This is a genomic window from Nocardia sp. FDAARGOS_372, assembly GCF_002554515.1.
Lineage (GTDB): Bacteria > Actinomycetota > Actinomycetes > Mycobacteriales > Mycobacteriaceae > Nocardia > Nocardia farcinica.
Map to the genome: position 1 here is coordinate 3196929 of NZ_PDDW01000001.1, position 20927 is coordinate 3217855.

Annotated in this window: 18 protein-coding genes and 1 CRISPR repeat array (1 of these 19 only partly in view); of the genes, 7 read left to right on the top strand and 11 right to left on the bottom strand. The window is 71.8% G+C overall.

Features of this window, described 5'->3' with window-relative positions; translation table 11 throughout:
- Positions 1 to 64: 64 nt before the first annotated feature.
- The 5 genes from CRM89_RS15435 to CRM89_RS15455 form a co-directional block, all read right to left on the bottom strand.
- Entirely contained in the window at positions 65 to 1243 is a 1179-nt protein-coding gene (locus tag CRM89_RS15435) for a phytoene/squalene synthase family protein (RefSeq protein ID WP_098084604.1), read from the bottom strand.
- Positions 1230 to 2762 (bottom strand): phytoene desaturase family protein, encoded by a 1533-nt coding sequence (gene crtI, locus CRM89_RS15440; RefSeq protein ID WP_098084607.1) that lies wholly within the window; start codon positions 2760 to 2762, stop codon positions 1230 to 1232. The genes CRM89_RS15435 and crtI overlap by 14 nt, the downstream gene beginning before the upstream one ends.
- Before the next feature lie 19 nt (positions 2763 to 2781).
- Positions 2782 to 3912 (bottom strand): polyprenyl synthetase family protein, encoded by a 1131-nt coding sequence (locus CRM89_RS15445; protein ID WP_228787534.1) that lies wholly within the window; start codon positions 3910 to 3912, stop codon positions 2782 to 2784.
- A 285-nt stretch (positions 3913 to 4197) separates the two neighbouring features.
- Positions 4198 to 4620 (bottom strand): organic hydroperoxide resistance protein, encoded by a 423-nt coding sequence (locus CRM89_RS15450; RefSeq protein ID WP_098084609.1) that lies wholly within the window; start codon positions 4618 to 4620, stop codon positions 4198 to 4200.
- A 3-nt stretch (positions 4621 to 4623) separates the two neighbouring features.
- Positions 4624 to 5070, bottom strand: coding sequence for a MarR family winged helix-turn-helix transcriptional regulator (locus tag CRM89_RS15455; RefSeq protein WP_060594708.1), 447 nt, complete (start codon positions 5068 to 5070; stop codon positions 4624 to 4626).
- Between the two features lie 114 nt (positions 5071 to 5184).
- Between CRM89_RS15455 and CRM89_RS15460 the strand changes: the two genes are divergently transcribed.
- The 6 genes from CRM89_RS15460 to CRM89_RS15485 all read left to right on the top strand — a co-directional run bounded on the left by CRM89_RS15460 (position 5185) and on the right by CRM89_RS15485 (position 9953).
- Positions 5185 to 5850 (top strand): HEAT repeat domain-containing protein, encoded by a 666-nt coding sequence (locus CRM89_RS15460; protein WP_011210941.1) that lies wholly within the window; start codon positions 5185 to 5187, stop codon positions 5848 to 5850.
- A 4-nt stretch (positions 5851 to 5854) separates the two neighbouring features.
- Positions 5855 to 6868 carry a HEAT repeat domain-containing protein gene (locus CRM89_RS15465; protein WP_098084612.1) on the top strand — a complete coding sequence of 338 codons (1014 nt, stop codon included), beginning with the start codon at positions 5855 to 5857 and terminating at the stop codon, positions 6866 to 6868.
- 78 nt (positions 6869 to 6946) lie between these two features.
- Positions 6947 to 7291 carry a DUF2200 domain-containing protein gene (locus CRM89_RS15470; protein WP_011210943.1) on the top strand — a complete coding sequence of 115 codons (345 nt, stop codon included), beginning with the start codon at positions 6947 to 6949 and terminating at the stop codon, positions 7289 to 7291.
- Positions 7292 to 7369: 78 nt separating this feature from the next.
- Positions 7370 to 8281, top strand: a complete 912-nt coding sequence (locus tag CRM89_RS15475; RefSeq protein WP_098084615.1) for a MetQ/NlpA family ABC transporter substrate-binding protein — start codon at positions 7370 to 7372, stop codon at positions 8279 to 8281.
- The gene (locus tag CRM89_RS15480; RefSeq protein WP_098084617.1) at positions 8278 to 9282 is read left to right on the top strand and encodes a methionine ABC transporter ATP-binding protein; all 1005 of its coding nucleotides are present in this window, start codon (positions 8278 to 8280) and stop codon (positions 9280 to 9282) included. The genes CRM89_RS15475 and CRM89_RS15480 overlap by 4 nt, the downstream gene beginning before the upstream one ends.
- Before the next feature lie 8 nt (positions 9283 to 9290).
- Entirely contained in the window at positions 9291 to 9953 is a 663-nt protein-coding gene (locus CRM89_RS15485; protein WP_098084620.1) for a methionine ABC transporter permease, read from the top strand.
- Positions 9954 to 9966: 13 nt separating this feature from the next.
- Here the strand turns inward: CRM89_RS15485 and CRM89_RS15490 are convergent, their stop codons facing one another.
- The 6 genes from CRM89_RS15490 to CRM89_RS30985 all read right to left on the bottom strand — a co-directional run bounded on the left by CRM89_RS15490 (position 9967) and on the right by CRM89_RS30985 (position 16953).
- Positions 9967 to 11919: a VWA domain-containing protein gene (locus tag CRM89_RS15490; RefSeq protein ID WP_098084623.1), complete on the bottom strand. Its 1953-nt coding sequence runs from the start codon at positions 11917 to 11919 to the stop codon at positions 9967 to 9969.
- A complete protein-coding gene (locus CRM89_RS15495; protein ID WP_098084625.1) occupies positions 11916 to 13313 on the bottom strand; it encodes a sigma 54-interacting transcriptional regulator in 1398 nt (465 codons plus the stop codon). The genes CRM89_RS15490 and CRM89_RS15495 overlap by 4 nt, the downstream gene beginning before the upstream one ends.
- A gap of 197 nt (positions 13314 to 13510) precedes the next feature.
- Entirely contained in the window at positions 13511 to 14455 is a 945-nt protein-coding gene (locus tag CRM89_RS15500; RefSeq protein WP_060594701.1) for an alpha/beta fold hydrolase, read from the bottom strand.
- A gap of 123 nt (positions 14456 to 14578) precedes the next feature.
- Positions 14579 to 14974 carry a four-helix bundle copper-binding protein gene (locus CRM89_RS15505; RefSeq protein ID WP_098084628.1) on the bottom strand — a complete coding sequence of 132 codons (396 nt, stop codon included), beginning with the start codon at positions 14972 to 14974 and terminating at the stop codon, positions 14579 to 14581.
- Between the two features lie 126 nt (positions 14975 to 15100).
- Positions 15101 to 16522 (bottom strand): hypothetical protein, encoded by a 1422-nt coding sequence (locus CRM89_RS15510; RefSeq protein WP_098084631.1) that lies wholly within the window; start codon positions 16520 to 16522, stop codon positions 15101 to 15103.
- Positions 16519 to 16953: a nuclear transport factor 2 family protein gene (locus tag CRM89_RS30985; protein ID WP_228821860.1), complete on the bottom strand. Its 435-nt coding sequence runs from the start codon at positions 16951 to 16953 to the stop codon at positions 16519 to 16521. Before CRM89_RS30985 ends, CRM89_RS15510 begins: the two co-directional genes overlap by 4 nt.
- Positions 16954 to 17237: 284 nt before the next feature.
- Here CRM89_RS30985 and helR point away from each other — a divergent pair, with 284 nt between their 5' ends.
- Positions 17238 to 19418, top strand: a complete 2181-nt coding sequence (gene helR, locus CRM89_RS15520) for an RNA polymerase recycling motor ATPase HelR (protein ID WP_172964517.1) — start codon at positions 17238 to 17240, stop codon at positions 19416 to 19418.
- A 1178-nt stretch (positions 19419 to 20596) separates the two neighbouring features.
- A CRISPR array of direct repeats spans positions 20597 to 20927; the repeat unit is 26 nt; unit sequence CTCATCCCCGCACGCGCGGGGAGCAC; it runs 178 nt beyond the window's last position.

Below are 20927 nucleotides of genomic sequence, written 5' to 3' on the forward strand. Positions count from 1 at the left end.
TCTCGGGGTCGGTCGCCACGCCGGCAGTGCGGTCATCGCCCCCTCTGTCTCGGATCGGTCCAGCTCAATGCTGGGCGCGCGGTGGTGCCGTGTGGCGGGGGGTGGGGCGGCGCGACCACCAGGCGCGGGTGAGGGCCGGGAGGGCGACGCCGAGTTTGCGGGTGCGGCCGACGGTGGCGCGGGTGGCGAAGATGTTGTGGTCGGCGGCTTCGATGCGGTCGAGGATGGCGGCGTAGAGGCGGAACGCGGTGGTCACGCAGGGGCGGGCCATCGGGTCGAGCAGGGCGATACCGGGCTCGGCGGTGCGGTAGACCGCCCGGGTCATGGCGATCTGGTCGGTGAGGGCGGCACGGACGGCCGCGTCGGGGCGGCCGCGGGTGCGGCACCAGGCCAGGCGATCCCGGTCGACACCGTGCGCGGCGAGTTCGTCGGCGGGCAGATAGACGCGGCCACGGTCGAGGTCTTCGGCGACGTCGCGCAGGAAGTTGGTGAGCTGGAAGGCGTCGCCGAGCGCGGCGGCGAACGGAGCCGCCACGGCGGTGTCGGTGACGGTGCCGAGGACCGGCAGCAGTTGCAGGCCGATCACCTGTGCCGACCCGTAGGTGTAGCGCTGGAGGGCGGCACGGGTCGGGTAGTCGCGGACCTCCAGGTCCATGCGCATGGACGTCAGGAAGGCCGCGAACAGCGCGGGGTCGATACGGTGGCGGCGCACGGTGTCGGCGAGTGCGGTCACGACCGGCTGAGCGGGCACGACGGGTTGGGCGGGCGCGGCCGAATGGGCGGGCACGACGGGTTGGCCGGGCCCGGCCGGCTGAGCGGGCACAACCGGTTGGCCGGGCCCGGCCGGCTGAGCGGGCACAACCGGTTGGCCGGGCCCAGCCGGCTGAGCGGACGCGACCGGTTGGCCGGTCACGATCGGCTGAGCGGGCACCGATTGAACGCGCACCGATTGGGCGAGCGCGGCGGTGAGTTCCCGCTCGGCCGTGTCGATGTGGGCACGGATGCGCGCGTCCGCGGCGAGGCCGGAACCGGGCGCGTCCCGATCGGGCAGATCGACCAGGTCGTCCACATACCGCGCGAAACCGTAGAGCGCATGCACCGCGGGCCGCCGGTCCGGCGGCAGCAACCGGGTCGCCAGGAAATAGGTGCGCCCGTGCGCGGCGTTCAGCGCGCGGCACCGGGTGTAGGCGTGGCGCAGGGTGGGGTCGGTGATGCCCGCGGCATCGAGTTCACGCCGCGTCATGGCGGGCTCCCGTCGCTCGCACCCGAGCGGTCCCCCGTACCACGCCGGTGATCCGGTCCGCGGCCAGTTGCCCGGAGATCAGGGCGGTCGGCACGCCGACGCCGGGGGTCGTGCCCGAACCGGCGAGCACCACGTTGTCGAAGGCGCGGGGGAAGTTGCCCGGCCGGAACGGGCCGGTCTGGGTGAGCGTGTGGGCATAGCTGAACGGGGTGCCCGCGAACATGTCCGCGCGCGCCCAGTCGGCGGGAGTGATCGTCGCCAGGATCTGCGCGTCGGCCAGGCCCGGATGGACCCGTGCGGCGGCGACCGCGAGGACCTCGCGCAGATACCGCTCCCCGTCGGCGTCCCAGTCCAGGACCGAACCATCCCGGTGCACCGCGAGGTTCGGCACCGGCGCCAGCACCGAGACCAGATCGCGGCCGGGTGGGGCGAGACCGGGATCGGTGGCGGTGGGCCGGGTGATGAGCAGGGACGGGTCGCTCATGGTGCGCCCTTCGGTGATGAGTTCGTCGAAGGTCCGCCGCCAGGCCGCCCCGAACCCGATCGTGTGGTGGCCGATGTCGGCTCCGGCCGGCAACCCGACGTGCACGATCGCGGCCGAGGGCGCTGCCCGCAGCGGAACCACCCGGCGCGGCGCCGCACCGAGCAGGCGGTAGGTGAGGTGCGGTTCGGTCGTGGCGACCACCGCGTCGCAGGCCAGCCGCTCCCCCGCGGCCGTCCGGACCGCGGTGACCCGTGCGCCGCTGCGCTCGAGCGCCGTCACCGCCGCGTCGTAGCGCAGGTCCACCCCGGCGTCCACCGCGGCCGCGGCCAGCGCGTCCGGCAGCGCCCGCACTCCGCCGCGCGGAAAATACACTCCCGCAACGGTGTCCATGTAGGCGATCACCGCGTACACCGCCAGCGCGCGCTGCGGCGCCACGCCCGCGTACAGCGACTGGAAACTGAACACCCGCCGCAGCCGTTCGTCCCGCAGCATCTGCGCGATCTTCGTCTCGACCGACCGGAATCCGCCGAGCGCGACCACCCGGGCGAGCGCGGGCGTCACCGCCGAGAGCGGGGAATCCAGGTTGGCCGCGATGAACCGTTCGTACTGCGCGCGATACAGCCTGCCCAGCCAGTCCCGCAGGCGCACATAGCGATCCGCCTCCGCCGCACCCGCGAACCGCCGCACCTCCGCATACATCGCGTCGGGCTCGCTGTGCACGGCCAACCGGGTGCCGTCGGCGAAGCGCGCGTCGTAGGCCGGGTGTAGAGGCCGCAGGTCGAGGCGGTCGCCGAGGGTGTCGCCGACGGCCGCGAAGGTCTGCTCGAGGATGTCGGGCATGGTCAGCACGGTCGGCCCGGTGTCGAGCCGGTAGCCGTCGACGTCGAGCCGTCCGGCGCGTCCGCCGGGCACCGCCGCGCGTTCGAGCACGACGACCTCCCGGCCACGCCCGGCCAGGTGCAGTGCCGCCGACAGCCCCGCCAGCCCTGCCCCGATCACGACCACGCGATCTGTTCTCCCGCGCACGGTGCGCATCGAATCCTCCTCCGAGATGTCAGCGCGACCGGTCGGTGCACGCGTGGGCGAGATGGGTGAGCACCGCGCGGGCGCCCGGCTCTAGCCCGGCGATGGCGGCGAGCCCTTCGCGCAGCCGGTGCGCGATCAGCAGTTCGAGCCGCCGTGGCGCGCCGGTCTCCGCGATCACCCGCACGTACCGGGCGATCTCCTCGGCACCGAGTTCCGGCAGTTCGGCCAGCCGTGCCAGCTCCCGCCGCGTCACGCCGTCGGCGTATTCGCGGGCCAGCACCACCACGGTGGTGGCCTTGCCGTTGCGCAGGTCCGCCCCGACCGGCTTGCCGGTCGCGCCCGGATCGCCGAAGACGCCGAGCAGGTCGTCGCGCACCTGGAACGCCTCCCCGATGGCGACCCCGTACCGGCCGAGCGCCGCGAGCACCGCCGGCGGCGCCCCGGCCAGCTCCGCCCCCAGCTCCAGCGGTCGGCGCACGGTGTAGTGCCCCGACTTCGCCCGCGCCACCGCCAGCACGTCGGCCAGTGCCGGCCGCCGCCGCGCGTCGTTCACCAGGTCGCGGAACTGCCCGACCGCCAGTTCGCTGCGCATGGCGTCGTAGCGGGGCAACGCCCTGGCCAGTGCGGCGGCGTCCACCCCGCTCTCGCGCAGCAGCTGCTCGGCCCACACCAGGCACAGGTCGGCCGCCAGCGTCGCCGCGGACTCGCCGAAGCGGTCCGACGATCCCGAAAGTCCTTGCCGCGCATGCCACTGCGCGAACCGGACGTGCGCTGCGGGCCGGCCGCGCCGCCGCGCGGACTCGTCCATCACGTCGTCCTGCATGAGCGCGAAGCAGTGCAGCAGTTCGGCGCTCGCCGCCGCGCGGATCGCGGCCGCGCCGACCGGCGCCACGGTCGACCAGCCCGCCAGGTGCAGCGCCGAACGCAGGTACTTGCCGCCCGCGACGAAGTCGCCGATCACCTGCCCCAGCACGGCGGTTTCGGGCGCGCCCAGGTGCTCGCGGCGGCGCGCGCGCACGAAATCGTCGAGCACGCGCGCGGTGTCGTCGCGCATCCGGGTGCACCACGCGGCCGGATGCTCGGGCACCGGAGGCGCCTCGGTATGCACCGGCCGGTCGATCATCGTCTCGCCCGCCATCTCGGCCTCCAGTTCTCGCATCGGTCTCGCATCGAAAATGCCGAGGCGGCCGGACTCGGCCGACCGCCCCGACGGCTGCCCGCGTTACCGCGGCAGAGCGTTGTCCAGCAGGTAGTACAACTGAACGAGCGGGTCGTGAACGAGCTGGAAGATCATCTCGAACGCCTCACGCACGGCGATCACCTCTCTCGGTTGAAGTGCGATACGAGCAGACTACCCGTAAAACGATGCATAAACGATTCAACCGGCGAGAAATGAAAAGGCGGGCATCTCCACCGGGGAGACACCCGCCCGACGCGGGACCGATCAGTCCTCGGCGACCTGCACGGTCACGTCGATGTTGCCGCGCACGGCGTTGGAGTACGGGCAGACCTGATGCGCCTTGTCGGCCAGGGCCGGCGCCTGCTCGGCACTCAGGTGCGGCAGCGATACCTCGAGCGTGACGGCCAGCTGGAAGCCGCCCGCCTCGTTCGGGCCGATGCCGACCTTCGCGCCGACCGCGGAGTCGTCGATGTTCGCGCCCTCGCTCTTGCCGACCAGCCGCAGCGCGGAATGGAAGCAGGCCGCGTAGCCGGCCGCGAAGAGCTGTTCGGGGTTGGCGCCCTCGCCGGAGCCGCCCAGCGCGGGCGGGGCCGCCAGCTTCAGGTCGATGACGCCGTCGGTGGTGCGGCTGCGGCCGTTGCGCCCGTCGCCGGTGGCCAGCGCTTCGGCGGTGTAGAGGACCTGCATCGTTTACTCCTTCGGGGAATCGGCGGACGTGAGTGCCCGCGTCAGGCGGCGCAGCGTCGTGCGCAGCGCCGCGAGTTCATCGAGCGACATACCGGTCGCCTCGGCCAGCTCGCGGGGAATGTCGCAGGCTCGCGCGCGCAGCGCCCGGCCCCGGTCGGTCAGCCGGATCTCCACCCGCCGCTCGTCCGCGGTCGAGCGCACCCGCTCCACCAGCCCCGACGCGGCCAGCCGCTTCAACAACGGCGAGACGGTGCCGGTGTCCAACGCCAGCTCCTGACACAACTCCCCCACGCTGCGCCCGTCCCGCTCCCACAACACCAGCATCACCAGGTACTGCGGATACGTCAGTCCCAACCCCTCCAACAGGGGCCGATACACCGCCGTCATCGCCCGCGAGGCCGCATACAGCGGAAAGCAGACCTGCTGATCGAGCGCCAGTTCATCACCCACCCCAAGAACAGTAGCCCACAACTATGTTGTGCACAACATGAATGAGCCCACAACTTCTCCGCTTGACCTTCACATCGTGACAAGGTCTTCACTGGGGGTCGGAGGTGGTCGATCATGAACCCGACGGACGGGAAACCCCAGGTCACACAGGTGATGGCGGCGTTGGCGGCCGGAAATTCGTCGACGCGGCTGGCGGCGGCGATGGCGGCGGGCACGCATCCCGACCCCGCGCTGCTGGAGACGCTGGTGCGGCGGTGCGCGGTGGAGCCGGACTTCTTCGTGCGCGACATGCTCACCTGGGCGCTGACCCGGCTGCCCGCCGACCGCACCGTGCCGCGACTGCGGACCGAGCTCGAGTCCGCGCGGCCCCAGGCGCGCAGTCAGGCGCTGCACACGCTGTCCAAGATCGGCGACAAGTCGGTGTGGCCGGCGATCACGCGGGCGCTGCTGCAGGACGCCGACGACGAGGTCGCGCGCAGCGCGTGGCGCGCGGCGGTCGTGCTCGTCCCGGAGGGGCAGGAAGCGGCCTTGGCCGCCGAGCTGGCCACCCAGTTCGGCCGCGGTGACCGGGAGGTGCAACGCAGCCTGAGCCGGGCGTTCGTCGCGCTCGGCGCGGCGGTCGAACCGGTGCTGCACGCGGCGATGAACAATGGCGAGGCGAACAGGCGCGCCCATGCCCGCGCGACCGAACAGCTGTTGCGCGATCCGGAGGCCGGATTCGACCTCGCGGTGGCGGAGGCGAAGCGGGTGGTCGCGCTCGGCCCGGACCGGAAGGAGTGACCGCGTGCTGATCGGTGAGGTCGCGCGCCGCTCGGGGGTGAGTGCCCGGATGCTGCGGCACTACGACGCCCTCGGGCTGGTGCGGCCGACGGGCCGCACCGTCGGCGGCTACCGGGAGTACTCCCCGGCCGACATCCGGCGGATCTTCCACGTGGAGGGGCTGCGCACCCTCGGGTTGTCACTGAGCCAGATCGCCCGCGCGCTCGACGACCCGGGGTTCGCTCCGGCCACCCTGGTCGGCGACCTCATCCGCAAGACGGAGGAACGCCTGCATCGCGAACAGGAACTGCTCGACCGGTTGCGCCGGGTCGACGCCGCCGACCCGGCCGACTGGCAGGACGTGCTGCGCCTGGTCCAGCTGCTGCGCGGCCTCACCTCGCCGAACGCCGCGCACCGGCAACAGGCGGTGCTCGCCCCGGCCGACGACGCGGGGCTGCCCGCCGAACTCCTCGCCGAGGCGCTGCTCACCGAAACCGACCTCAACGTCGCGGGCGCGCTGCGGTGGGCCCTGGCCCGCGCCGACGGCGACGCGGTCACCACCCTCGCCGCCGGCCTGCGCTCGACGGACGCCCAGGTCCGGCGGCGAGCGGTGCACGCGCTCGGCGAGCTGTCCTCGGCCGAGGCGACCGCCGCGCTCACCGACGCGCTCGACAGCGACGACCCGGCGATCCGCCGCCACGCCGCCCTCGCGCTCGGTGCGCGCGGGGAGACCAGCGCCGTGCCGGTCCTGATCGACACCGTGGTGACCGGCCCGAACGACGTCGACGCGGCCGAACGACTCGGCGCGCTCGCGCAGGATCCCGCGTGGGCGGACCGGATCATGACCGGACTCGTGCGCGAACTCGACTCTCCCACAGCAGATTCCGAAACTCGGGTGCGATTGACTCAAGCGCTGGCCGAACTACCGGGCACCCTGGCGGCCGACACCCTCCGGCGCTTGGCCCACGACGACGACCCGGCCGTCGCCCGCATCGCGACGGCCCTGGCCGCCATCCACGCGGCCCGTGCCGAGGGGTGAACGAACCGGCGGTACCCCACACGCCGACCGCTCGGGCGCGGGCCGGAGTTCTGCGTCCACCGGTGTGATACTGGCGACATGCACAGGATCTTCACCACCAGCTTCGCCTCGGTGTATCCCCACTACGTCACCAAGGTGGAGGGCAAAGGCCGCACGAAGGCCGAGCTGCACGAGGTGATCGAGTGGCTGACCGGGTTCGACGAGGCCGCCCTCGCCGCCCACCTGGACGCCGGGACGACTTTCGCGGATTTCTTCGCCGCCGCGACGATCAACCCGAACGCCGCCCTGATCACCGGCTCGGTGTGCGGGGTGAAGGTGCAGGAGGTCGAGGATCCGCTCATGCGGCAGATCCGCTACCTCGACAAGCTCGTCGACGAACTCGCCAAGGGCCGTCCGATGGCGAAGATCCTGCGCCACCCCTGAGGCGGGTTCAGCACCGGTTGTCCAGGGTTTCGCTCATCACAATTCCAATTGTCGTTCCGGCGGGCACGCCCGGCTTGCATGGTCTGGTCCCCCACCACGACGATTTTGGAGCATGCGTTGAGATTCCCTCGGGTACTGACCGTCACCGCCTTGGTTGCCGCCGCGACACTGGGCTTGACGGCCTGCGGCGCCGACGAGGCGAACTCCGGCGACGTGGTGCGCATCGGCACCACCGAGAGCGATCCGTCGTGGGACGTGTTCGAACAGAAGGCGCGCGAGCAGGGCATCACCCTGCAGATCACCAACTACTCGGACTACTCGCAGCCGAACATCGCGCTGTCGCAGCGGCAGATCGATGTCAACCTGTTCCAGCACCTGCAGTTCCTCGGCGAGTACAACGTCGCGAACAACGCCGACCTCACCCCGATCGGCGCCACCCAGATCGTGCCGCTCGGCCTGTATTCCAAGAAGCACACGTCGCTGGCCGACATCCCCGCGGGCGGGGAGATCGCGGTGCCCAACGATCCGTCGAACCAGGCGCGGGCCCTGTTCGTGCTGCAGGCCGCGGGTCTGGTGAAGCTGTCCTCCGACACCCGCACCCCCTCCCCCGCCGACATCGACCGCACTGCCTCGAAGGTGCGGGTCACCCCGGTCGACGCCGCCCAGACCGCACTGTCGCTGAACTCGGTGGACGGCTCGGTGATCAACAACACCTTCCTGGAGCGCTCCGGCGTCGACCCGAAGTCGGCGCTGTTCAAGGACGACCCGTCCAGCCCCGGCGCCGAGCCCTACATCAACGCCTTCGTCACCCGCGCCGAGGACAAGGACGACCCCACCTACCAGAAGCTGGTGGAGATCTGGCACGACCCGCAGGTGCAGGCCGCGGTGGCCGAGTCGTCGAAGGGCACCTCGGTGGAGGTGCGACGCAGCGGCGCGGAGCTGGAGCAGATCCTGCAGCGCGTGCAGCAGACCATCCGCGACGGACAGTGAGCGACGCACCGGCCGTCGAATTCCGCTCGGTCAGCAAGGTTTTCCGGACGGGCAAGCGCGAGCACACCGTCCTGCACGAGATCGACCTGCGGATCGAGCGCGGCGAAATCCTCGGTGTGATCGGCTATTCCGGCGCGGGCAAGAGCACCCTCGCCCGGCTGATCAACGGCTTGGAGAAGCCGACCGCGGGCACGATCGAGGTCGCCGGCACGTCCATCACCGGCGTGCCGGAGGCGCGGGTGCGGCAGCTGCGCCGCGACATCGGCATGATCTTCCAGCAGTTCAACCTGTTCCGCTCGCGCACGGCCGCGGGCAACATCGAGTACCCGCTGAAAGTGGCGGGTTGGCCGCGGGCGAAACGCAAGGCGCGCGTCGCCGAACTGCTCGAGTTCGTCGGACTCACGGACAAGGCGCGCAGCTACCCCGACCAGCTCTCCGGCGGCCAGAAGCAGCGCGTCGGCATCGCCAGGGCGCTGGCCACCTCGCCCGCGCTGCTGCTGGCCGACGAGGCGACCTCCGCCCTCGACCCGGAAACCACCGGTGAGGTGCTGGCCCTGCTGCGCAAGATCAACGCCGAGCTCGGCGTGACCATCGTCGTGATCACCCACGAGATGGACGTGATCCGGGCGGTCGCCGACCGGGTGGCGGTGCTGGCCGACGGGCGGATCGTGGAGCTGGCGAGCACCTTCGACGTCTTCGCCGCCCCGCGCTCGGCACCGGCCCGCGCCTTCGTCGACACGGTCCTGCACAACCGTCCCGCCCCCGAAGAGTTGCGCCGCCTCGACGCCCTGCACACCGGCCGGCTGGTGACCGTCGACGTCGACGACAAACGCGGCATCGGCGCCGCCCTCACCACCGCCGCGCGGGCCGGGGTGCGGTTCGAGGTGGTCTACGGCGGGGTGAGCACCTTGCAGGACAAGACCTTCGGCAGCATCACCCTCGCCCTCGACGGCCCCGACGACGCCGTCGCCGCCGTGCTCGCCGCCCTCGACGAACGCTGAGGAAAGACATGCAGACCGACTGGGACAAGTTGCGCCCGATCCTCACCGAGGCCATCGGCACCACCGTCTACCTGGTGCTGGTGACCTTCGTGGTGGGCGGGCTGATCGGGCTGGCCCTCGGCACCGCCCTCTACACCACCCGCAAAGGCGGCCTGCTGGCCAACGCGCCGGTGAACTGGGTGCTCAACGTGCTGGTCAACATCGTGCGCCCGATCCCGTTCATCATCCTGCTCGCCGCCCTCGGCCCGATCACCCTGGAGGTGGTCGGCACCACCATCGGCACCGAGGCGGCGGCCTTCGTGATGATCGTGGCGGCCTCGTTCGGCATCGCCCGCATCGTGGAGCAGAACCTGGTGACCGTCGATCCCGGCGTCATCGAGGCGGCGCGCGCCGTCGGGGCCGGGCCGCTGCGGATCATCCTGACCCTGCTGATCCCCGAAGCCCTCGGCCCGCTGATCCTCGGTTACACCTTCGTCGTCATCGCCATCGTCGACATGTCCGCGATGGCGGGCACCGTCGGCGGCGGCGGCCTCGGCGACTTCGCCCTGGTCTACGGCTACCAGCGGTTCGACTGGGAAGTCACCCTGGTCGCCACCCTGATCATCATCGCGGGCGTGCAGGCCGTCCAGTTCTTCGGCAACTGGGCGGCCCGCAAGGTGCTGCGCCGCTGAACTCGCGCGGCCGCTACCCCCGGCGGCCGCGCAGGTAGTCGCGCACCACGGCCGCGCCGAGGCCGTCGAGGTCGGGGGCCACCACGCGGCCGCCGCTGCGCCGGGCCATCAGGTCGACGAAGGCGGCCAGCCGCGGGTCCTCGCCGAGCATGAACACCGTCACCGACGCGCCGAGCTTGGCCAGCGCGTCGACCTGCGCCATCGTCACCGCCAGGGTGCGGGGGGCGGGCGGCCAGAAGAAGAACGGTTCGCCGTCGGGTTCGAGGTGGGCGGTGGGTTCGCCGTCGGTGACGACCAGCACCACCGGCACCGCGTCCGGGTGGCGGCGCAGGTGCCGGGCGGCCAGCAGGAGCGCGTGGTGCAGGTTGGTGCCCTGCTCCCACACCGCGTCCAAGGCGGTCAGCTCACCGATGTCGACGGTGCTCGCCTCCCGCCCGAAGGTGATCAGGCTCAACGCATCCGAACGGAAACGGGTGCTGATGAGCTGGTGCAACGCCAGCGCGGTGCGCTTCATCGGCACCCATCGCCCGTCCTGCACCATCGACCACGACGTGTCCACACACAGCGCCACCGCCGCGCGGGACCGCTGCTCGGTCTCCATGATCTCCACGTCGGCCACATCCAGCCGCACCCGGCGGCTGCCGGTCGAGGCCGAGCGCAGGACCGCGTTGCGCACCGTGCGCGGCACATCCCACGGTTCGGTGTCGCCGAACCGCCACGGCCGCGAACCGCCGGTGGGCTCCCCCGCCGCGCCGGCGCGCGCGGTGTCGCGTTCACCGCGCTTGGCCCGCAACTGACCGACCACGTCGCGCAGCGCCACCTCACCGAGGCGGCGTAGTGCCTTGGGGGTCAATCGCAGCGACCCGTCGGGAGCCCGCTCGAACATGCCCTGCCTGCGCAGTTCGCGTTCCAGGTCGGCGAGCCTGCGCGCGTCCACGCGGGCGTCCTCGCCGAGGTGGCGTTCCAGCGCGTCGAGGTCGATGTCCTCGAGCCGCGCGCCGGGGTAGGACTGGGCGAGTTGTTCGGCGAGCGCGTCGAGTTCGGCCAGATCCTGCAACGCCTGCGCGCCCTCGCCCAGTCCGAGCGGGTCCTGGCCGCGGAAGCGTTGCGCCGACTCCCAGTCCTCCCCCGGACGCAGCGCGCGGAGATTGGCGTCGAGGGCGGCGATCTGCGCGGCGAGGCGGGGATCACCGAAGGCCTGGCCGATCAGCTCGGACAGTTCCGCCCGCTGCTGGTCGGTCATCGAGTTCATCATGCGCTGCGCGGCGGCGGCCCGCGCGGCCAGCGCGTCGACCAGTTCCTCGGTGTCGCGCGGATTCTCGGGGAAGAACTCGCCGTGCTCGGCCATGAACTCGGCGAACTGCTCGCCGGTGTCCTCGCCGCGGCCGTGCGCGGCGAGCAGGTCGTTGAGATCCGACATCATCCGCCGGACCCGTTCGACATCCTCGGGCGTCGTGCTCCGCAACGCCTCCTTCATGCCCTGGAAGCGCGATTCCAGCAGTTCCCGGCCGAGCAGATCCCGGATGCGCTGATAGTTCTCCCGGCCGGTCTCCGAGCGCCACGCGTAGTCGGCCAGTTCCCCGACGGCGGCGGCCGTGCTCGACGGCAGCGCGTCGAGCTGGGCCTCGGCGAAGCGGGCATCGTCGGACGGGTCAGGGAACAGCGCCCGCCGCTCGGCGGCGAGTGCCTCCTCCAGCAGTTCCCGCACCTGTTGCAGGGTGCCGTCGAGCCGGTGCCGCCGGGAGATCTCCGCGCGCCGCTGCCACAGCCTGCGAGTCAGGTCCTCCAGCCCGCGCAGCCCGTTCGTGCCGCGGCGCAGCAGTTCCTCGAGCGCCGTGCGCGGCGAGCTGCCCTCCATCACCTCGCGGCCGATCGCGTCCAAGGCCGCGCGCAGGTCCAGCGGCGGCGCGAGCGGGTCGGGGCCCTCGTGATAGGGGCCGTAGGAGTAGCGGTCCGGTGTGGTCATGAGCGGCCGTAGACGGCGGTGCCGCCATCGGAGTCCTTGGCGATCTCGCGCGCCAGATACAGCGACTCCAAAGCGAATTCGACGGCCGAGGCGATGCGGGCGGGCGGGCCGTCGGTGCCCGCGCCGAGCCGGTCGGCCACCTCGTGCAGCACCGGCAGCTCGGGCAGCGCGGCGAGCACCTCCGCACCGGGCACCCGCTCACCGGTGGTGACCAGGTGACCGTCGGCCACCGCCGCCACCAGCGCCCGCAGGTCCAGCCCGCCCAGCCGGTCACGCGCGGTCTCGGCGAACGAGCGGCGCAGCAGATGCGTCAGGTGCTCCTGTTCGCGCCCTTCCTCTCCGGACTCGAACTCGAGCTTGCCGCGCAACACCGCGGGCACCGCCTCCAGATCCACCGGCCGGGCGACCGCGGGATACTCGCCGGTCAGCGCCGACCGTCGCAGCGCGGCCGCGGCCAGCGTCTCCGCCGCCGCCACCGCGAACCGCGCCGACACGCCGGAACGCTGGTCGATCGCCGACGAATCGCGCAGGTGCCGCACGAACCGAGCCAGCACCTCGATCAGCGGATCGCCGACCTCGGCGACCAGATCGGCTTCCTGGCGCACCAAATCCATCTCCGCGCGCATGTCCAGCGGATAGTGGGTGCGGATCTCGGCGCCGAAGCGGTCCTTGAGCGGGGTGATGATGCGGCCGCGGTTGGTGTAGTCCTCGGGGTTGGCGGTGGCGACGAGCAACACGTCCAACGGCAGCCGCAGGGTGTAGCCGCGGACCTGGATGTCGCGCTCCTCCATCACGTTGAGCAGCGCGACCTGGATCCGCTCGGCCAGGTCGGGCAGCTCGTTGACGGCGACGATGCCGCGGTGGGCGCGCGGCACCAGGCCGAAGTGGATGGTCTCGGGGTCGCCGAGGCTGCGGCCCTCGGCCACCTTCACCGGGTCGACGTCACCGATCAGGTCACCGACGGACGTGTCGGGGGTGGCCAGCTTCTCGGCATAGCGCTCGGACCGGTGCCGCCAGGCCACCGGCAGGTCGTCGCCCAGTTCGGCGGCCAGCCTGCGGCCGGCGGGCGTGATCGGATCCAGCGGGTGCTCGCCCAGTTCGGTCCCGGCGATCACCGGCGTCCACTCGTCGAGCAACCCGGCCAGCGTGCGCAGCAGCCGGGTCTTGCCCTGGCCGCGCTCGCCCAGCAACACCACGTCGTGGCCCGCCAGCAGCGCCCGCTCGAGCTGCGGCAACACGGTGCGGTCGAACCCGACGATGCCCGGCCACGGCTCACCACCGGAGGCCAGCAACGCCAGCAGGTTCTCGCGGATCTCGGTCTTCACCCCGCGGGGCTGGTAGCCCGCCGCGCGCAGTTCACCGGCGGTGGTGGGCAGATCTGTCGGAACAGTCACCCCATCGAAACTACGACTGTTTCGCCGCGCGGTCGACGCGAAGCGGGCAGCGGGGCTGTTCACCCGTCGCGAACTCGACCTGTGCAGGACGGCCGAGGAACGAGGGCGGATGCGCTCATCGACCCCTCCGGCAAACCGGTCCGGGGCCGTGCCCGATGCCAGTTCAGCCGGGCGAGCCCGCGTGCCGCCGCCGTCGCTCAGGCCGCGAGCGAGTAGGCGGCCGACCGGTTGCCCGCGCGGACCAGCAGGCGACCGAGCACCTCGGCCACCTGACCCGGCTCCTCGAGGATCACCGAATGCCCGGCGCCGTCGACGATGACCAGATCCGAGTATTCGACCGCCGCCGCCATCGCCACCGAATGCGCGGGCGGGGTCATCAGATCCGCCGACCCGCACAGCACCACCGTCGGCACCGCGGAGAGCACCGGCAGCGCGTCGGTGCGGTCGTAGCTCATGAACGCGCTGAGGAAGCTCGCCATCGTGACGATCGAGGTCTCGTTGTGCATCGCGTTCGCCAGGGCGAGCACCTGCGGGCTGACCGCGCGATCACCGAACTCGGCGGTACGGATCACCGGCGCGAACAGCTTGCAGGCCAGCAGTTTCGCCCGCTGCATCAGCCGCGGCGCGCGCCGCACCGCCCACTGGAACGCCGACACCACCGGGTTGCGCAGCAGCCGCCCGAACCCCGCGTCGGCGATCCCGCTCGCCGCCGTCGCCAGCAGCGCGACACCCACCACCCGGGTGCCGATCTCGCGCGGATACCGGCCGGCGTAGGTCAGCACCGTCATCCCGCCCATCGAGTGGCCGGCCAGCACGACCGGGCCCACCGGCACCAGCGTGTCGAGCACCGCGCGCAGATCGCGGGCGAGCCGGTCGAGCTGGTAGGTGTGACGGGGCGCGGCGGCGGAGTCGCCGTGGCCGCGATGGTCGTAGCAGAGCACGCGGGCGTGCGGGTGGCGGCGCAGCAGCTCGTCGCGCACCGCGGTCCACGACTCCGAACGCAGGCAGTGCCCGTGCACGAGGACGACGGTCAGTTCGGCGTCGCGCGGCCCGTACTCGCGGACGGCCAGCGCCACCCCGTCGTCGGTGGTGACCGTGACGCGCCGCTCCGCCGCGGCGGCGAGGATGCGAGGCTGACTCATGGCGGGCTCCGGTTCCTGAAGGGGAGATGTCCCACTCTCCCGGACCCGCGCCCGCCCCGGCAGACCCTCCGGTGCTGGTTTCCCCTCCCCCGAGGTGGCGGGAAACCCCACCCCGGGTGGGGCCTAGTTCAGCAACGCGGCACAGGTGCGACGGCACCGGCGACAGGTCTGCGCGCACACCCGGCAGTGCTCGTGGTGCTCGCTGTGCTTGGCGCACTCGTCGGCGCAGGTCGCGCACGCCTGCACGCAGGCACGCAGCAACGCCGTCACCAGCGACCGATCCCGCCCCGAATGCCGCGACAGCACCCGCCCGGTCGCATCACACACCTCCGCGCAGTTCATGGTCACCCCGATGCAGCGCACCAACTCCCCCGCGTCCGGCTCGCTCACACACGCGTCCGCGCACGCCGTGCACGCCTGAGCACAGCTGAAACACTCCTCGATGCAGTCCGCCAGCGCCTGCTTGTCCGGCCCGAGGTCGGCGGGGAAGGTCTCCAGCATCTCCATCGCCTGCGTCACGGTCGCCTCCTTCGCTCGTCTCCCACTACGGCAGCCGCGTACCCGAGCGACCAACGACCTAACGAGCGCGCGGCCATCCGCTGATCGACGGGAACAAGCGCTCGGCGATCGCGGACGGCCGTTCGCTCAGCCCGTGATCTTCAGCATGCGCCCGATCGTCGCCTGCCAGTACGACCCGTCGGGGGCGATGGTGCCGGTGAGTTGCAGCGGCTCGTCGAGCGGGGCGAAGCCGACCTGTCGGTGGGCGCGGCGCTCGCCGGTGTGGAAGTCGACGGCGGTGTAATAGACCGGGCCGAGCTGCTGGACGGGCCCGGCCGGGCCGTAGGCGAGGCCGTGGATGAGTCCGTCGGCGCGGGAGAGCCGCGGCAGCGACGCCATCCGGTCGGTGCTCTCCCAGACGCGATGGCAGCCGGACTCGGTGACGTCGATGCGGGTCATCCCACCGACGAAGGTGGCGTTCGGCGGATCGCTCGGACCGGAGGTCGCCATCGGCGGGTAGGCGAATCCGTAGGTGCTGGGAACGACCAGCGACGTGCCCCACGCCATCGGCGAGTTCTCGGTGCCCTGGCCGGAGGTCTCGAAGGCGGGCATCCGGCACACCGGCGCTCCGTCGTCGGCGCGGAAGACCAGCAGCTCGGGCCGTTCGGCGTCGTCGACGATCGCCACCCAGGAGTCGTCCGGCCCGAAGTAGGTGGGGGTGGTGCCGGAGCCGGGCGCGAGCTGGCCGGGTTTGCGCGCGGCGCCCGCGGCGTAGTCGCGACGCCATCGCACCACCGGGGTGCCGGTGTCGTCGGCGCGCATCTCGTAGAGGGCGCGCGCGGTGAGGACCGAGGCGCCGTCGCGGCGGATGCTGAGCCCGTTGGTGAGCCTCTCGCCGTCGGGCAGCCGGGTGACGCCGACACGTCCGGCCGTGTCCACCGTGCCGACCACACCCTCGGTGGAGGCGAACCAGATCCGGCCCTGGAAGTCCGGGGCCACCGACGTGATGGCGTCGCCCTCCGGAATGTGCCGGGCCACATCGATTCTCTCGTCCGCGAACAAGGTCCACCGGCCGTCCGCGTCGCGTCGATGCGCGACCTTGGTGATCGAGCCCGATCCGTCGGCGACCACCACGCGGTCGCGGCTGTCGAGGTAGCCGTAGACGCCGCCGAGCAGTCCCCCCTTCGTCAGCGGCAGTGACGCGAGCGGCGCGGCGGTCGCGGGATCGAACAGTTGCACGGTGGGCACGGCGACGTCGGGCGGCGCGAGGTTCACGAACGCGGTGCACAGCGCCACCGGCATCCCGTCGGACCCGATGAACACCGCACTGCACGCCCCGCCCGGCACCGAGGACGCCGTCAGCCGACCGCTCGGCCCGGGGCCGGGGTGCGGGGTGGAGTCGGTGGAGGCGAGGTCACCGTGGATCAGTGCGGTGCCCGCCGGTCCCACGTCGGGAGTAGCCGGTGCGGCGGTCGCGAGGCCGGGGCCGGCGGCGATCATCGTCGCGACGAGTACCGGAATACCGAGGCGCACAGCCTGTCTCACGCGAACCGATCCCCCGCCGATCATGCGCGATCCGCCCGCGGCGCGATCGCGGTTTCCTGCAGTGCCAGCCACCGATCCCGCCGTCCCGGATCGGCGGCCAGGACAGCGGTGGTGCGCCGGAACTCCACCGCGCCACCGCTCCGATGCCCCTCCACGAACCGGACAACCACCAGACCGCCCGCATGCCAGACCATTTCGACCTCGGAGATCTCGATCACCAAGCCGGGCAGACTGTTCCGCGCGCCGCGCAGCCCGTCCCGTAACTCCTTCCTGCCCAGCACCGCGCCGCCGACGGTCACCATCGAGAAGTCCTCGTGCTGGGTGGCGAGGAAATCGTCCAGCACCTGCGGGTCCGCGTCGGTCCCCAGCCAGGTGGCCAGCAGGCGGTGCACCGCCTCGACTTCCGCCCGCGGATCGAACCCGCTCGCGTCGCTCATGCAGCGCTGGTCGCTCATGCAGTGCAGGATAGCCGTCCGAACACGCACCGACCCGGGCCGAGAAACCTGGCGGAATCAGCGGGAAATCGAGAAGAGGGGAAATCGAGAAGGGAAGGAGAGCGATCGACTCCGTTCCACTTTCAACATATAGCGCACCGGGGGCCTTGCGGCAAGACCCCGGTCATGCCGCACAATCGCTGGCCGAGGTCAGAACCTGCGGGAATGGGAGATGCGGCACGAGGCCGCGACGCCGCTGCACGACGAAGTCCAGCCGGAGTCACCACCGGGAAAGTGAGGGGCGTATGCATCAGGGATACGACGAGGAATTGCGGTCCGAGCGCGACTACGTCGCCGGGCTCTACACCCGCCTGGACGCCGAGCGCGCCCGGGCCGAACGCCGCTACCGGGCCGCCCTGCGCGGCACCGGCAACTCACCGATGGAGCGGGACGTGGAAGTCCGCACCCTCGCCAGGGAGGTCAAGCGCCTCGGCGTGGCCGACGACGGCCTGTGCTTCGGCCGCCTGGACGCCGTCACCGGCGAACGCCACTACATCGGCCGCATCGGCCTCTACGACGAGGACGACGAGTTCGAACCCCTGCTGCTCGACTGGCGAGCCCCCGCCGCCCGCCCCTTCTACGTCGCCACCGCCGCCAACCCGGAGAACATGCGCCGCCGCCGCCAGTTCCACACCCGCGGCAGGCAGATCGTCTCCTTCACCGACGAGGTCCTCGGCCGCCCGGGCGGCGACGAGAGCGCCGACGCGGCCCTGCTCGCCGCGGTGAACGCCCCGCGCGGCGCGGGTATGCGCGACATCGTCGCCACCATCCAGGCCGAACAGGACGAGATCATCCGCCTGGACCACCCCGGCGTCCTGGTGATCGAAGGCGGTCCCGGCACCGGCAAGACCGTCGTCGCCCTGCACCGCGTCGCCTACCTGCTCTACACCCAGCGCGCGCAGATGGAACGCAACGGCGTGCTGGTCGTCGGCCCCAACCCGGCCTTCCTCCACCACATCGACCGCGTGCTCCCCTCCCTCGGCGAATCCAACGTCGTCTTCGCCACGCCCGGCTCCTTCGTCCCGGGTCTGCACGTCACCGCCGAGGACACCCCCGACGCCGCCCGCCTCAAGGGTGCACTGTCGATCCTCGAGGTGCTCGCCGCCGCCGTCGCCGACCGCCAGCGCCTCCCCGACCAGCCGCTGTCGATCGAACTGAACGACGTCACCGTCCGCATCGACGCCCCCACCGCCGAATGGGCCAGGGAGGAGGCCCGCGCCACCGGCCGGCCGCACAACGAGGCCAGGGCGACCTTCCGCGAGATCGTCACCTACGTGCTCACCGAACGCGCGATCGCCCGCATCGGCAACGGCTGGCTCACCCGCGACGACCGCGAAGCCTGGGAGCAACTGCGCGAGGACCTCACCGCCGAACTCGCCGAGAACGAAGCGTTCCGCGCCGCACTCGACCAGCTGTGGCCCATCCTCACCCCCGAACAGCTCCTCGCCCAACTGTATTCATCCGAGGAACGCCTGCGCGCCGCGGGCGCCGACCCCGCCCTGTTCCGTCCCGAAGGCGACGCCTGGACCATCTCCGACGTCCCCCTCCTCGACGAACTCGTCGACCTCCTCGGCCCCGACCCCACCCGCACCGACGACGACGAACGCCGCCGCAAAGCCGAAGCCGCCTACGCCGCGGGCGTCCTGGACATCCTCGTCGACCGCGCCGACCTCATGGACGACGAGGACCACCTGCTCGCCCAGGACATGCTCTACGGCGAAGACCTGGCCGAACGCTTCCTCGAACGCGACAACCGGGAGCTGGCCGAACGCGCCGCCGCCGACCGGGACTGGACCTACCGGCACGTCGTCGTCGACGAGGCCCAGGAGTTGTCGGAGATGGACTGGCGGGTACTGATGCGGCGGTGCCCGAGCCGGTCGTTCACCATCGTCGGCGACCTGGTGCAGCGGCGGTCACCGGCCGGGGCGACGTCGTGGGCCACCATGCTGGACCGGTACGTGCCCGGACGGTGGGTGTATCGGCAGTTGACGGTGAACTACCGGACGCCCGCCGAGATCATGGACGTCGCGGCGGGAGTGCTGGCCGAGCTGGCGCCTGGGGTGCAGGCGGCGGAATCGGTCCGGGCGTGCGGGGTCCGGCCGTGGGCACGACGGGTTTCGGATGCCGAACTCCGCTCTGCTGTCGACGAATTCGTGCGTTCCGAGGCGGACGAGGAGGGGACGAGCGTTGTCATCGGGCCGCCGGGAGTGCCGGGGGCGGTACCACCGTCGGAGACCAAGGGGCTGGAGTTCGACGCCGTGCTCGTCGTGGAGCCTGAACGGATACTCGCCGACGGACCACGGGGAGCGGCGGAGTTGTACGTGGCGTTGACGCGGGCGACCCAGCGGTTGGGGGTGGTGTATACGGGACAGTTACCGGCGGTTCTCGGTGGGTTGACAGAGGTCGTCGACTCGGCCGTGAGGTGACGCGACCCCGTGGCGGGAGGTAGGGCACGTCCGTACGCGCGATGAACCGTCGGCATCGGCGACCGGTCGGCGAACGATGCGAGTGCTCCGCCTGACAACAGGCGCCCTCCTGGCGACGCGCCCCGATCCACCGGCGCCGGGCTGGACAGGCCCCGGATCATCCCGCAAACAGGGGCTGGGTGGACGACTGCCAGACCGCCACACGCCGACGCGTCACCCACCCCGGCAACCGTTCAGCTGAGCCCCGTAGCCGGCGTGTGCCGGCACGGCCGGGGCGAAGGGTGGCGCGCCCCTCCGGCTGTGCCCGATTTCGCCTGATCGCCGGCGCTCACATGGGCGACGCACCTCCTACATCGGCCGTTCCGGCCCTATCGGCCCATCCGGCATCTGCGGTTCTCCCGGCATCGCCGGCCCACCGGGCGTACCCGGCTCCACCGGCCCCAACGGCCCGTAGCCGTCCGGACCGTGCGGGCTTCCGTTGCCGTTCAAGCACCATTCGGAGAACCCGGTGACCCCGTTGCTCCACATGGCCATCCCACCCGGAAGACACTGCAGCACATACGGCCCCGTGTCGGGCGGCGGATACTGATCCGGCTGGGCGAGGACAGCACGCTCGACCGGGAGACCGGGTGCCGACAACACCGCACCCAGGCCGGGAAGAACCAACAACGCCGCGCAGGCCGAAGCAGCGGCGAATCCGGTAAACCGTCCGCGCATGGCGGCCCTCCTTGCTCGAGGCTCCTGCTCTGGCGAAGTACCAAGGCTAACGCCGCCGGGCTCGACACGACCCCGCCGCAATCAGATAGCTATCTCCGTGGGGTGAGGTGTATGCAGTCGTTACCTACGTCGGCGCGGCCGCCTCCGCAAGCCGGTGTGGGTCGGCGCGCAACCCTCACGCCGGCCTTTGCGCGCGGAGCTGCGACCGGACCCATCGCAGAGAATCCCCGATCGCGGTGACCCACGGCCCAGTCAGCAGTCCGCATGAACGAAGACCTTTCGCGTCTCGCCGCCGCCGGTTGTGGACGACAACGTATTGGTTCGGGTCGCGACAGTCTTCGACCGAGTGCTCGTTTCAGGCGTCGGTCCCACTCACGGGCAACTAGCTTCGGGGCTCACCCCCCCCCCCGCACACGGGCGGGAGCACGGAAGGTATGACTCGGTCGGGCCGGGCACGTGGGGCTCTCATCCCCGCACGCGCGGGGAGCACGTACCGAGGTCATCGTCGCCACCCAGGGCTCATCCCCGCATGCGCGGGGAGCACTCCGGATTCGGGCACTCGGTCGCCAGCGTCTACGGCTCATCCCCGCACGCGCGGGGAGCACCCAAGGGAGTTCGGTGGGCTCGCTGGTCCGCCGGGCTCATCCCCGCACGCGCCGGGAGCACTGTTGGTTGGATGGGTCCGCAAGGTGGCCTAGGGCTCATCCCCGCACGCGCGGGGAGCACGCGCTCGATCCTCTCTGCGATGGTTTCAGGCGGGGCTCATCCCCGCACGCGCGGGGAGCACCGGAC